The 13228-nt window shown below is 73.4% G+C and carries 13 protein-coding genes; 2 read left to right on the top strand and 11 right to left on the bottom strand.

From position 1 onward, the window contains the following. Positions 1-3 precede the first annotated feature (3 nt). The 5 genes from ACN269_RS03035 to ACN269_RS03015 all read right to left on the bottom strand — a co-directional run bounded on the left by ACN269_RS03035 (position 4) and on the right by ACN269_RS03015 (position 6487). Positions 4-759 (bottom strand): (Fe-S)-binding protein, encoded by a 756-nt coding sequence (locus ACN269_RS03035; RefSeq protein ID WP_421470895.1) that lies wholly within the window; start codon positions 757-759, stop codon positions 4-6. Positions 760-778: 19 nt separating this feature from the next. Next, complete coding sequence (locus tag ACN269_RS03030; RefSeq protein ID WP_421470894.1) at positions 779-1528, bottom strand: SDR family NAD(P)-dependent oxidoreductase; 750 nt, start codon at positions 1526-1528, stop codon at positions 779-781. Continuing rightward, the gene (locus ACN269_RS03025; RefSeq protein ID WP_421470893.1) at positions 1525-2376 is read right to left on the bottom strand and encodes a fumarylacetoacetate hydrolase family protein; all 852 of its coding nucleotides are present in this window, start codon (positions 2374-2376) and stop codon (positions 1525-1527) included. Before ACN269_RS03025 ends, ACN269_RS03030 begins: the two co-directional genes overlap by 4 nt. A gap of 259 nt (positions 2377-2635) precedes the next feature. Next, on the bottom strand, positions 2636-3520 hold the full coding sequence (locus tag ACN269_RS03020; RefSeq protein WP_421470892.1) for an MHYT domain-containing protein: 885 nt from the start codon (positions 3518-3520) through the stop codon (positions 2636-2638). Between the two features lie 165 nt (positions 3521-3685). Next, positions 3686-6487, bottom strand: coding sequence for a DEAD/DEAH box helicase (locus tag ACN269_RS03015; RefSeq protein ID WP_421470891.1), 2802 nt, complete (start codon positions 6485-6487; stop codon positions 3686-3688). Between the two features lie 86 nt (positions 6488-6573). On the opposite strand from ACN269_RS03015, the gene ACN269_RS03010 reads away from it, so the two are divergent. Both ACN269_RS03010 and ACN269_RS03005 read left to right on the top strand, forming a co-directional pair. After that, entirely contained in the window at positions 6574-7335 is a 762-nt protein-coding gene (locus ACN269_RS03010; RefSeq protein WP_421470890.1) for an HAD family hydrolase, read from the top strand. A 54-nt stretch (positions 7336-7389) separates the two neighbouring features. Continuing rightward, a complete protein-coding gene (locus tag ACN269_RS03005) occupies positions 7390-8301 on the top strand; it encodes an EamA family transporter (RefSeq protein WP_421470889.1) in 912 nt (303 codons plus the stop codon). Here the strand turns inward: ACN269_RS03005 and ACN269_RS03000 are convergent. From ACN269_RS03000 to ACN269_RS02975, 6 genes are all read right to left on the bottom strand, one after another. Further along, positions 8264-9217 (bottom strand): diacylglycerol kinase, encoded by a 954-nt coding sequence (locus ACN269_RS03000; RefSeq protein WP_421470888.1) that lies wholly within the window; start codon positions 9215-9217, stop codon positions 8264-8266. The genes ACN269_RS03005 and ACN269_RS03000 overlap by 38 nt on opposite strands. A 144-nt stretch (positions 9218-9361) precedes the next feature. Beyond that, on the bottom strand, positions 9362-10315 hold the full coding sequence (gene tatC, locus ACN269_RS02995) for a twin-arginine translocase subunit TatC (RefSeq protein ID WP_421470887.1): 954 nt from the start codon (positions 10313-10315) through the stop codon (positions 9362-9364). Between the two features lie 18 nt (positions 10316-10333). Continuing rightward, a complete protein-coding gene (gene tatA, locus ACN269_RS02990; RefSeq protein ID WP_355233542.1) occupies positions 10334-10648 on the bottom strand; it encodes a Sec-independent protein translocase subunit TatA in 315 nt (104 codons plus the stop codon). 158 nt (positions 10649-10806) lie between these two features. After that, entirely contained in the window at positions 10807-11052 is a 246-nt protein-coding gene (locus tag ACN269_RS02985; protein ID WP_421470886.1) for a hypothetical protein, read from the bottom strand. 10 nt (positions 11053-11062) lie between these two features. After that, positions 11063-12130, bottom strand: coding sequence for a helix-turn-helix transcriptional regulator (locus ACN269_RS02980; protein ID WP_421470885.1), 1068 nt, complete (start codon positions 12128-12130; stop codon positions 11063-11065). Next, entirely contained in the window at positions 12127-13125 is a 999-nt protein-coding gene (locus tag ACN269_RS02975; RefSeq protein ID WP_421470884.1) for a helix-turn-helix transcriptional regulator, read from the bottom strand. The genes ACN269_RS02980 and ACN269_RS02975 overlap by 4 nt, the downstream gene beginning before the upstream one ends. Positions 13126-13228 lie beyond the last annotated feature (103 nt).

Raw genomic sequence — 13228 nt, 5'->3', positions numbered from 1 at the left:
GGCTCACGACCGGGCCGCCGACGCGCCGCTCGTCTCGGTCGAGGCGAGGATCTCGGCGAGGTGCACGGTCCGCACCCCGGTGCGCAGCCGGGACAGCCCACCACCGATGTGCATCAGGCAGGAGACGTCACCGGCCGCGCACACGTCGGCGCCGGTGTCCAGCACGTGGCGCATCTTGTCCGCCAGCATCGCCGTGGAGGTCTCCGGGTTCTTCACGGCGAACGTGCCGCCGAAGCCGCAGCACTGCTCCGCCGCCGGCAACTCGACCAGGTCGAGGCCGCGCACCTCGCGCAACAGCTGTCGCGGCCGGTCGCCGACCCTTAGCATCCGCAGCGAGTGGCAGGTCGGGTGGTAGGTGACCCGGTGCGGGTAGTACGCGCCCACGTCCGTCACGCCGAGCACGTCCACGAGCAGTTCCGACAACTCGTACGTCCGCTCGGCCACCGACTCGGCCCGGTCGGCCAGACCCTCGTCGCCCGCGTGCCGGGCCACCATCGCGTGCTGGTGCCGCACCGACCCGACGCAGGAGCCCGACGGCGCGACGATCACGTCGTACCTGTCGAAGGTCCGCACGTGCCGGCGTACCAGCGGCACGGCCTCGCGCCGGTAGCCGGTGTTGACGTGCATCTGCCCGCAGCAGGTCTGCTCGGTCGGAAAGACGACCTGGTGGCCGAGCCGTTCCAACAGCCGCACGGTCGCCGTGGCGGCCTGCGGGAACATGGTGTCGGCCAGGCAGGTCACGAAGAGCGCGATCCGCACGGCACACCCCCGCCCGTCGTCACGGTCGGACCCGCAGGTGGGTGACCCCACCGTCGACGTCCAACACGGTACCCGTGGTCGACGCCGACCGGGGTGACGCGAGGTAGAGGATCGCGTTGGCGACCTCCTCCGGGGTGACCAGCCGTCCGATGGGCTGGCGGGCCCGCAGCGCTGCCCGCTCGGCCGTCGGGTCGTCCGCCTGCGCCAGCAGCCGCTGCACCCAGGGGGTGTCCGCCGTGCCGGGGCAGACGCAGTTGAACCGGATGCCCTCGCGGACGTGGTCGGTGGCCATGGCGAGGGTCAGCGACAGCACGGCGCCCTTGCTGGCCGAGTAGAGCGCCCGGCCCGGCAGGCCGTTGAGCGCCGCGATGGACGAGATGTTGACGACGGAGGCGTGCTCCGAGCGGCGCAGCCAGGGCAGCGCGGCGCTGACCACCCGGGCCATGCCGACCACGTTGACGTCGAGCACCCGGTGCCACTCGTCGTCGCCCTGTTCCGCGACGGTTCCGGTCGCGCCGATGCCGGCGTTGTTGACCACCACGTCGAGGCCGCCGAGCACGGTGGCCGCCTCGGCGACCGCCGCGTCCACCGACGACCGGCTCGACACGTCGGCGGTGATGCCGGCGATGCCGTCGTCGAGCCCGCTCGGGTCGAGGTCGAGGACGGCCACCCGGGCGCCCCGGGCGCTCAACTCCACGGCGGTGGCGCGTCCGATGCCGGACGAGCCGCCCGTGACGATCGCGGCCAGCCCGGCGAACTCCCCGGTCATGCCGCCGCCAGCGTCTGGCGTGCCCGGCCCAGACCGGTCACCTCCAGCTCCACGACGTCGCCGGCGCGCAGGTACGGGTGATCCGGAAGACCCAGCGCCACCCCGGCCGGTGTTCCCGTGTTGATGACGTCGCCCGGGTACAGGACCATGAACTGGCTCAGGTACCAGAGCACGTGCGCCACCGGGAAGATCATGTTGGCGGTGGACCCGTCCTGGCGGAGCACGCCGTTGACCCACAGGCGAAGCGCGAGCGACTGCGGGTCGTCGACCTCGTCGGCCGGCACGAGACTCGGCCCCAGCGGGTTGAAGGTCTCGCAGCTCTTGCCCTTGTCCCACTGGCCGCCGCGCTCCAGCTGGAAGGCGCGCTCGGAGACGTCGTGCGACACCGCGTACCCGGCGACGTGGCGTAGGGCCTCCTGCGGGGAGTCGGCGTACCGGAGGGTCGTCCCGACGACGACCGCGAGTTCGACCTCCCAGTCGGTCTTGGTCGAGCCACGCGGGACGAGCACGTCGTCGTACGGCCCGACGATCGTCATCGGGTCCTTCATGAAGACGACCGGCTCGGCGGGCAGCGCCGCGCCGGTCTCCTCGGCGTGGTCGCGGTAGTTGAGTCCGATGCAGACGATCTTGTGGGGTCGGGCGACGGGAGCACCCACCCGCAGGCCGTCCGCGTCGGGCAGCTCGGCCAGCTCGCCGCGATCGAGCGCGACCCGCGTCCGCGCGATCCCGTCCGACGCCCAGAACGCCCCGTCCAGGTCGGCGGTGAGCGGCCGCAGGTCGAAGGTCGTGCCGTCGCGCTGGACGACCGGGATCTCCTGGCCGCTGGGGCCGAGGCGCTGGAAGTTCATCTCACTCTCCTCTGTGTCCGGTCTGAGCGGCGGGTGGCGGACACCCCCGCATTCAACACCGACACACCGCGCCGCCCGCACGGCGGGATCAGCTCGGTCAGCGGGATGAGACGCGGCCGTCGCGCACGGGCGAGCGCGCCCTGCGTAACCGCGACGGCCTGACGACGGCGGTTGAGATCTTGGACAGTTTCCGTTATCAGATGACGGAAACTGTCCAAGATCTGCGGGCGCATCACCGATGAGGTGGCGCCGAGGAGCCTCAGCGCTGCGGGGTGTCCCGGCGGGACGGGAACGGGGTGCCGGGCTGACCGAGGGTCGATCGGGCCCGCAACCCGACCGGGTCCGGGGCGGGCGTCGGATCGGCCGGGGCGGGCGTCGGGGTCCGGCGCGCGTCCAGGTACGCGGCGGCGGCCAGGTCGTCGTCGGTGGGAGCGGCCAGTAGGGCGTAGAGCAGCCCGACCACGCCGAAGATCACCGCCAGGATGATCGGCACCAGGAGGGCGCTCACGCCGGTGCCGGTCACCCCGCCCGAGCGTTCGTGCAGGTGCACCGAGAGCGCGCTCATGCCGGTGAAGTGCATGCCGTTCACCGCGACGCCCATGACCAGGGCGGAGGCGAAGATCGCCAGACCGCGCCGGACGGTCATCGCGAGCCACAGGGCCACCGTCGCGGCAACGACCGCGATGACCACCGAGAGGACGACACGGAGGGTGTCGTAGCCGAGGCTGCCGTTGAGGCGCATCGCCGCCATGCCGGTGTAGTGCATGGCGGCGACCCCGGCGCCGGTGAACACGCCGCCGGCGATCAGGCGTACCGGGTTCAGCCGTCCGGTGCCGACGATGGCCAGGCCGATGCCGACGGCGAACACCGCGATGGCGGTGCTGGCGGCGGTGAGGGGCACGTCGTACCGGATGCGCGTGCCGTCGACGGCGAAGCCGAGCATGGCCATGAAGTGCATCGCCCAGATGGCGGTGCCGCCGAGCGCCCAGGCGGCCAGGAGGCCCCACCAGGCGCGCTGGCGGCCGGTGCGGGCCGTGCGGATACGGCCGGCGCAGACAAGCCCGAGGACCGATCCGAGCACCGACAGCGCGTAGCTCAGCGCGGGCGTGATCCACCCGTACTCAAAGTGATTGATGTCCGCCACGGCGATGTTTCTCCCCACTCGTTACCGGCGCGTACGCACAGCGCCCGGGCAATGATCAGGGGTGCTCCGAGCAGGCGCAATAGCACCCCCGGGCTATTCGTGGGGTGCCGTCGTGGTAACCGTCCGATGCGTCGATTCGCCGGCACGGTTGACCGAAAGTGATCATCAGGCTGAGGTGTGGTACGCCAGCACTCCCCGGTTGATGGCCGCTATCGCCTGCCGGGCCGTGGAACGCAGCTCCGGCGACGCGCCGCCAGAGTCGGAAAGTTGACCAAGAAGGTCGACCACCTGCCGCGCCCACCGGACGAAATCGCCGGCCGGCATCTCGCCGTCGATCTCGTGCCCGCTGCCGAGCACCTTCGCCAGCGCCTCGCCCCGCGCCCACCGGTAGACCGGCCAGGCGAAGCCCAGATCCGGCTCGCGGGTCGCGGTCAGCCCACGGGCGGCCTCGTCGGCCTCGATCTCGCCCCACAGCTTCAGCGTCTCGTCCACCGCGTCGGAGACCGGGCCGCGTGGCAGGGACGCCCGCTCGTCGACGTCGCGCCGCGCCTCGAAGACCACCACGGACACCGCGGCGGCCAGCTCGGCCGGGGAGAGCCCGTCCCACACGCGTCGACGCAGACACTCGGCGACCAGCAGATCCGCCTCGGTCCAGATCCGGCCGAGCATCCGACCGGCGTCGGTGACCGCGCCGTCGCGACCGAGGTAACCACGCTCGGTCAGCAGCGCGACGATCCGGTCGAACGTCCGGGCGAGGGACCCGGTACGCCCGGACACCCGCTGGCGCAGCTCGTCGGTGTCCCGTTCGAGACGGCGGCGGCGCTCCGCCCAGCGGGCGTGCTCCTCCCGTTCCGGGCAGGCGTGGCAGGGGTGGTTACGCAGCTCGGTGCGGAGCTGGCTGAGCCGGTGGTCCTCGCCGGGCGTCTGCCGGGAACGGCCACCGCGGCGGCCACCGTGCCGGTCCAGGCCGGTGCCGCTGACCTCGGCGGCCAGGTCCCGCCGGGCCGCCGGCGAGCGGTGGTTGAAGTGCTTGGGCACCCGGATGCGGGCCAGCACCTCGGCGGGCGTGGTGAAGTCGCCCGGGCTGACCCGGCCCGCCCAACGGTCCTGGGTGAGCACCAGCGGACGGGGTTCGCCGAAACCGCCGGTCGCCGGGTCCAGCACGACCGCCAGACCGGCCCGACGGCCCGACGGCACGCGGATCACGTCGCCGACACGCAGCCGCTCCAGCGACGCCACGGCCGCGGCCTTGCGCTGGGTCTGCCCCTGCCGGGCGATCGCCTTCTCCCGGTCGGCGATCGCCACCCGCAGCGCGAAGTACTCGTCGAAGTCGCCGTGGTGGCAGGCGGCCTCCGCGCCGTACGCCTCGATGGTCTCGGTGTTGCGCTGGACCTGCCGCGCCAGGCCGACCACCGACCGGTCGGCCTGGAACTGGGCGAACGAGGACTCCAGCAGCGCCCGGGCGGGTTCCGCGCCGACCGAGCCGACCAGGTTCACCGCCATGTTGTACGACGGCCGGAAGCTGGACCGCAGCGGATAGGTGCGGGTGGAGGCGAGCCCGGCCACATGGCGCGGGTCGGTCTCCGGGGACCACACCACCACGGCGTGCCCCTCGACGTCGATGCCCCGCCGGCCGGCGCGGCCGGTGAGCTGGGTGTACTCCCCCGGGGTGAGATCGACGTGCGCCTCGCCGTTGTACTTGACGAGGCGTTCCAGCACCACGCAGCGCGCCGGCATGTTGATGCCCAGGGCGAGGGTCTCGGTGGCGAAGACCGCCTTGACCAGGCCCCGGACGAACAGCTCCTCGACGACCTCCTTGAACACCGGCAGCATGCCGGCGTGGTGGGCGGCGAGGCCCCGCTCCAGGCCGTCCAGCCATTCCCAGTAGCCCAGTACCGTCAGGTCCTCACCGGGGATGGCGGTGACCCGGGACTCGACCACCCGGCGGATCTCGGCGCGTTCCTCGGGCGAGGTGAGCCGCAGCCCGGCGGCCAGGCACTGCTGCACGGCGGCGGCGCAGCCCGCGCGGCTGAAGATGAACAGGATGGCCGGCAGCAGACCCTCCCGGTCCAGCCGGTCCACGATGTCCGGGCGGATCGGGCCACGCCAGCGGGGACCACGACGACCGGCGCCCGGGCCGGCGCTGCGCCCCTCGCCCAACTCCAGCCGGCGCATCGTGTCGCGGGTGTAGCGCAGCAGCTCCGGGTGCACGTCGTGCTTGCGGGCGGCGTCGGCGTCGTGGAACAGGTCGAACATCCGCTTGCCGACCAGCATGTGCTGCCACAGCGGCACCGGCCGGTGCTCGCTGACCACCACGGCGGTCTCGCCGCGCACGGTGACCAGCCAGTCGGCGAACTCCTCGGCGTTCGACACGGTCGCCGACAGCGAGACCAGGGTGACCGACTCCGGCAGGTGGATGATCACCTCTTCCCACACGCCGCCACGGAACCGGTCGGCGAGGTAGTGCACCTCGTCCATGACCACGTAGGCGAGCCCCTGCAACGTGCTGGAGCCCGCGTAGAGCATGTTGCGCAGCACCTCGGTGGTCATCACCACCACGGGCGCGTCGCCGTTGATCGCGTTGTCGCCGGTCAGCAGGCCGACCTGCTCGGCGCCGTACCGGTCGACGAGGTCGTGGTACTTCTGGTTGGACAGCGCCTTGATCGGCGTCGTGTAGAAGCACTTGCGCCGGGCCGTGGGCGGCGTGGCGCCGCCGGCCGCCGCCGGGTCGTCGGGCCGCCCCCGCAGAGCCAGGTGTACGGCGAACTCGCCGACCACGGTCTTACCGGCGCCGGTCGGGGCGCAGACCAGCACACCGCTGCCCCGCTCCAACGACTGACACGCCTCGCGCTGGAAATCGTCGAGGTCGAACCCCAGGTCAAGGGCGAACTCGTCCAGCGCCGGAAACTCGGAGGCCTGCGCGGCCCGGCGGCGCGCCGCGGCGTACCGCTCGGCGGGGCTCGACATGGCACCAAGATTAGTGCGTGCCGGCACAGTGCACCCCACAAGGCCGTCCGGCGGAGCTGTCGGCGAGGGTCGGTAGGGTGCACGGCGTGCCGGACCATGCCGAACCGCCTCAGACCACTCCGCCGGGCAGCGCCGCCGCCCGCCGGACGTCCCGACGGCCCGTGAAGGCGGTGCTGTTCGACTTCCACGGCACCCTCGCCCAGGTGGAGGAGCCTCGGCAGTGGGTGCTGGAGGCCGCGGCGGCGTGCGGGGTCACCCTCGACCGGGTCCGCGCCACCTCGCTGGCCGACCGCCTGCTGACCGCCGGTCGCGCGGGCGGCCCGCTACCCGCCCGGGTGCCGCCCCGGCTGGCCGAGCTGTGGGCCGACCGCGACCTCTACGCGCACGCCCATCGGGGCGCGTACACGGGTCTGGCCGAGACCGTGGACGCCGGCATCGAGGGCTTCGCCGACGCGCTCTACGAGCGGCTGCTCCTCGCCGAGGGCTGGGTGCCCTACCCGGACACGGCCCCCACGCTGGCCGCGCTGCGCGACGCCGGGGTGCGGGTCGCGGTGGTCAGCAACATCGGTTTCGACCTGCGCCCGCACTTCGACGCCTGGGGGTTGACCGACCTGGTCGACGCGTTCGTGCTGTCGTACGAGGTGGGGCGCTGCAAGCCCGACCCCGCCATCTTCTGGCGGGCCTGCGGCATGCTGGGCGTCGACCCCGAGCAGACGCTGATGGTCGGCGACACCCCGGCCGACGCGGGTGCGGTGGCCGCCGGCTGCGCGGTGCTGGTGCTGCCGGCCGCCGAGCCGGGCCGGGAGAACGGGCTGGGCGCGGTCCTGGACCTGGCCCTGCCGTCCTGAGCCGCGGGAAGGCCGCCCGCTGGCCCAGGGAGCCGACCGCCTAGCGTCAGGGGCGTGACGGACACCCTCCTGCCTGCGTCGACACCGACCGACGCGCCCCCACAGCGGCACGGTGGTGTCCTCGCCGTGGGGCTGGTGCTCGGCGGGGCGCTGTCGGTCCAGTTCGGCTCCGCCGTCGCCGCGCTGCTGTTCCCGCGTACCGGGGTGGCCGGGGCGGTCACCCTGCGGCTGACGATCTCGGCGGTGTTGCTGCTCGTCGTGTGCCGGCCGCGACTGCGCGGGCACGACCGCTCGGCCTGGCTCGCCGTCGGCGCGTTCGGGCTGGCCCTGGCCGGCATGAACTCGCTGTTCTACCAGGCCATCGAACGCATCCCGCTCGGACCGACGGTGACGCTGGAGGTGCTCGGCCCGCTCGCCCTGTCGGTGTTCACCGCCCGCCGGCTGGCGAGCTGGTGCTGGGCGGGGCTCGCGCTGGCCGGGGTGGCACTGCTCGGGCAGGGCGGCTTCGACCGGCTCAACCCGGCCGGGGTGGCGTTCGCGTTCGGCGCGGGCACGATGTGGGCCGCGTACATCGTGCTCAGCGCCCGGGTCGGCGGCCGGTTCCCCGGCGCGGACGGGCTCGCCCTCGCGCTCACCCTGGCCGCGCTGGTCACCCTGCCGCTGGGCATCGTCGACGGCGGCATGGTGCTGCTCGACCCGCAGGTGCTGGCGTACGGCGCGGCCCTCGCGGTGCTCGCCTCCGGCCTGCCGTACACCCTGGAACTGCTGGCGCTGCGCCGAATGTCCACCTCGACGTTCGCGGTGCTGATGAGTCTCGGCCCGGCCGTCGCCACCCTCGCCGGCTGGCTGGTGCTGCGCCAGGCGCTGACCGTGTCGGAATGCGTCGCCATCGTGCTGGTCATCGCCGCCAGCATCGGCGCGGTACGGGTCAGCGCAGCAGTCGCAGGGCCCCCGGGACCGCGGTGATCGTCACCGGGAGGCTGAGCGAGCGTTCCCCGTCGGCGTACGTCACGATCCCGTCGGCGGCCAACTCCACCGTACGGGCCCGGTAGCTGCTCACCACCGGGTGCTCGACGTGGGTGCCCTGGTAGATGTGCGGCTTCACCCGGATCATGGTGCGCCGGTCCGCCCGGCCGGCCACCACCACGTCCAGCAGCCCGTCGGTCGGGTCGGCGTCCGGGCAGATCCGCATCCCGCCGCCGTACGACGGGCAGTTGCCCACCGCCACCAGCACCGAGTCCATCTCGTGCGGCACCCCGTCGAGGCGCATCGTGTAGCGCCGGGGCCGCAGGCGGGCCATCTCGACGAGGATCGCCAGGTCGTACCGGCGGGGGCCACGCGGCCACCGCATCCGGTTGGCCCGCTCGTTGACGATCGCGTCGAAGCCCGCCGCGAGGACCGCCCCGTACCAGCGTTCCGCGCCGTCGACGCCGGTCATCCGGGCCAGGTCGACCTCGCTGCTCCGGCCGGCGCGCAGCGCCTCGGCGATCACCGCCACGGCGGCGACGGGATCGGCGGGAAAACCGGTGTCGATCGCGAAGTCGTTGCCGGTGCCGGCGGGCACCGGTCCGAACGGGACGTCGGTGCCGGCCACCGCCTGCAACGCCCGGTGCACGGTGCCGTCCCCACCGATCGCGACCAGCGCGCCCGCGCCCTCGGCGACCGCCATCCGACAGGCCGTCTCCGCCTCACCCGGAGTGGTCGCCGACAGCACCGTCACCGGGCGGCCGGCGGCGGACAGCCCGTCCAGCAGCCGGGGCAGCAGGGCCCGACGCCGTCCCCGGCCGGCCGTCGGATTGGCGAGCACGGCCACCGGGCCAGCGGCCGAAGCGGCGTCCTCGGCCGGTCCGGGCCGAAACTCTTTCACGGTCACGGCCAGCACCGTACTCGTCGTACATCTGATGTTCATCGTGCGGAGGTAGCGCTCCCAACCCACCGCGCGGCTCGATTCGGTCGACGCCGGACACGGCGACGCCGCCCCCGCTCGGCGGGGGCGGCGTCGGCGAACTCCGGCGGCGCGGGGCCGTCAGGTCATGTCGTCGTAGCGGCGTTCGATCGGTGCCGGCTTCGCGATCGGCTCGGGAGCGCCGATCGGCGCGGTCGCGTCGACCCGCTGCCCGGCCACGACCGGGTCGGTGTCGAACTCCAGCGGCGAGACCTCGTCGTCGTCGAGACCGGCGTAGACCTCCTTGCCGCGCCCCCGCCGCCGGTCGTTGATGAACGCGACGCCCACCGCGCCGAAGTAGAGCGCGGAGAGGCAGATCGCCAGAGCGGTCATCCCGAACGGGTCGGGGGTGGGCGTGACAACGGCGGAGAAGGCGAAGAACACGAAGATCGCCACCCGCCACCAGCTCAGCAACCGCTTGGCGCTGGCCAGGCCGACGAAGTTGAGCATCAGCACGATCAGCGGGAACTCGAACGCCACCCCGAACAGCAGGATCAGATTGGTGACGAACGAGATGTACCGGGTGACTTCCAGCGTGGTCGAGATGTCGTCGCCGGACACGTTCATCAGGAACTCGAGGCCCTTGGCGGTGACGAAGAAGGCCAACACCGCGCCGGCCGCGAACAGCGGCGCCGCCAGGGCCGTGAACGCGTACGCGTAGCGCCGCTCGTGCCGGTGCAGCCCGGGCGCGATGAACGCCCAGAGCTGGTAGAGCCAGATCGGCGCCGCGATGATCAGGCCCACCCACAGGCCGATCTTCAGGTTCAGCAGGAAGACGTCCGCCGGACCGAGCTGGACGAACAGGCACTTCTGGGTTTCCGGGTCGACCGACCCGGGCAGATCGCAGTACGGCTTCGACAGCAACACCCGGACCGGCTCCGCCAGCCAGATGCCGAAGCCGAAGCCGATCATGATCGCCAGCGAGGCGCGGAAGAGACGGTTGCGCAGCTCGCGGACGTGCTCGATGAGCGTCATCGAGCCGTCGGCGGCCCGCTCGAACGTGCTCGGGCCGCGCTTACGCAGGGCGAAGGCCACGGTGCGAAGGCCCTTCGGTCAGTTGTCGCGGACGCGGTGCACCGGGTCGACGACCGGCTGCTGCGCCGGCGCCTGCTGGTACGGCGGCTGCTGCGGCTGCCCGGCGTACGGCGCCTGCTGCCCGGCGTGCGGCGGCAGCGGCTGGTAGCCGGCCTGCGCGTCGGCCTTCTCGGCCAGGTCGCGGTCGTCGTCCTGCAGGCTCTTGGTCTCGGCCTTGATGATCCGCAGCGAGCGCCCCAGCGAGCGGGCCGCGTCGGGGAGCCGCTTCGCACCGAAGAGCAGGATCAGCACAACCACGAGAACGGCGATGTGCCACGGCTTGAGGGCACCCATGAGAAGCTCCAGTCGCTCTGTGTCCGGGGGGTGGTACGCAGCCCATCGTACGTGCGGATCGGGCGGATGCCACCCGCCGGGTGGTGATCGTCCGGCCCGGCCGGTGAAGTCTTGACCAACGCGCGATGATCCGTCAACCACATGGGCCGACGGCGCGGTCAGCCGCGCTTGGCCTTGATCAGCTCGAGGCGCTGCTGGGCCGTGTAGAGCTGGCGCTGGACGCCCTCGGTGCGCTGCTGCAACGCCTCCGCGCTCTCCCGCAGCGCCTCCGCCTCACCGGCCCGGCGCTGCAACGCCTCGGCGGCGCGGCGCAGCTTTGGCAGCCGGGCCAGCACCGGGCGCACGGCCAGCGCGAGCGCCACGAGTGGGAGCAGCACCAGCGCGAGCACGATCCAGATCAGCACGCCGGCCAGCCTACTGGGTGCGGCCGGCCCCCGCCGGATCGCCCGACGGCGCGCCGGGTGCCAGGGCCACCTGATCGTCGCCGGGCAGCCGCGTCACCGGCGCGGGCACCGCGTACGCGTCGAGCGCGGCGGACGCGGTCGCCCGGACCTGCTCGGCCAGTTCGACGGGGGCGACCACGGTGACGTCCGGACCGAGGCCGAGCACGAAGCGTCGCGCCCACCCCAGGTCGGTCACGCGCAGCGAGACGAGCCACTGGTCGCCGTCGCCGGCCTCGACCCGCTCGCACGGGTAGTACTCGGTGATCCACCGCTCGCCGCGCCCGATCCGCAGGGTGATCAGCGGCAGGTCGGGCGACGGCCGGAAGACCCCCTCGGTGCGGTCGTGCGGGACGGCCTGCGGCGGAACGGCGGCCGGCTCGTCCAACTCGGTGATCGCGTCGATCCGGTCGGCGCGGAACAGCCGCACCGCCTCCGCGCGTCGGCACCACGCCTCCACGTACGCCCGGCCGCCGACCATCAACATCCGCAGCGGATCGACCACCCGCTCGGTGGTCTCGTCCCGGGCCGCCGTGTAGTAGGTGATCCGCAACGCCCGGCCGCCCTCGACGGCGGCACGCAGCGCCTCGACCCGCCGGGTGTCCCCGGGCAGCCGGACCGCGACCGGGGCACCCACCAGGTCGCCGGCGGCGTCCTCGATCTTGGCGAGGGCCCGTTCGATGGCGTCCCGGTTGGCGACGCCGGGGGTCTCGGCGAGCATCCGCAGCGCCACCACGAGCGCGAGGGCCTCGTCGGGGGTGAGCCGCAGCGGCCGGTCGATGCCGGCGTCGTAGGTGATGGTCACCCGGTCGCCGTCGAACGCCATGTCGATCAGGTCACCGGGGCCGTAGCCGGGCAGCCCGCACACCCACAGCAGCTCCAGGTCCTCCCGGAGCTGCCGTTCGGTGACACCCAGGTCACCGGCCGCCTCGGCGATCTCGATGCCCGGTCGGGCCAGCAGGTAGGGCACCAGGTTGAGCAGGCGCGCCAACCGGTCGGCCGAGGCCCGGGAGCCGCCACGGGCGGTGGCCGGGCGGGTCACCGGGTGCCCCCGGAGACCGCCAGCTCGTCGTGGCGTACCGCGATCTCCTTGAGCCGCTGGATGACCGCCTCGCGGACCTCCGGCGGGTCGAGCACGCGGACGTCCGGCCCGTACCCGACGAGGTGGCCGGCCAGACCGTCCGGGTCGGCGTAGGGCAGGACCAGGCGGTCCCCGTCCGGCCCGGCGGTCACCTCGACCGCCCAGCGGCGCAGGCCGGCGGCCCGGCCCGGCGCGGCCAGCACGGTCGCCCGGCCGGTGCGCTCCACCGGCCCGGACCAGCGGGCCACGTGACTGATCAGGTCTTCTCCCACCGGCGGCTGGTACGCGCCGGGCGCACCGGTCACCCGGACCACGCCGACCACCCGGGAGAGGCGGAAACAGCGGGTGGCGTCCCGGTCCAGGTCGTGGCCGACCACGTACCACCGGCCGCGCCAGCAGACCACGCCCCACGGTTGGAGCCGGCGGCGGCTGGGGGCGTCCCGGTCGGGTACCCGGTAGTCGAAGCCCACCTCCCGGCGGTCCCGGGCGGCGGCGGTCAGCGGCGCGAACGCCGGGTCGACGGTGACCATCGGCTCCAGGCCGAGGGTGGCCTGCGGGTCGACGTCCACCCCGGCGGCGCGCAGCTTGGCCAGCCCGGAGGACGCGGCGGCGGCCAGCCCGGCGTGCTGCCACAGGCGGGCGGCGATGCCGACGGCGGCGGCCTCGTCCGGTTCGAGGGGGATGTCGGGCAGCGCGTACTCGCGGTGGGCGATGCGGTAGCCGGGCTCGGCGTCGAAGACGCTGGCCGTACCGGTCTCCAGCGGGACGCCCAACTCGCGCAGCTCGGCCTTGTCCCGCTCGAACTTGCGTTGGAACGCTTCGTGGTCGCGCGCGTCGTCGGGATCGTGCTCGTAGCCGGGCACGGTCGCGGCGATCTGCGCGGCGGTCAGGAACCGTCGCGTGGACAGCAGGCAGATCACCAGGTTGACCAGGCGTTCGGTGCGGGTCCGCGACACGCGGTAGACGCTAGCAGCCGACGCGCCCGCATCGTGCATCCACGCGGGCGTGCCGCACACTTGTTCGGATCGGGTCCTCCCCCGGCGCGCCGCCGCTCGCGGT

It is taken from the genome of Micromonospora sp. WMMD736 (assembly GCF_049179015.1).
Taxonomy (GTDB): domain Bacteria; phylum Actinomycetota; class Actinomycetes; order Mycobacteriales; family Micromonosporaceae; genus Micromonospora.
The sequence above is the reverse complement of the archived record's forward strand: the minus strand, read 5'-3'. Positions and strand labels throughout refer to the sequence as shown.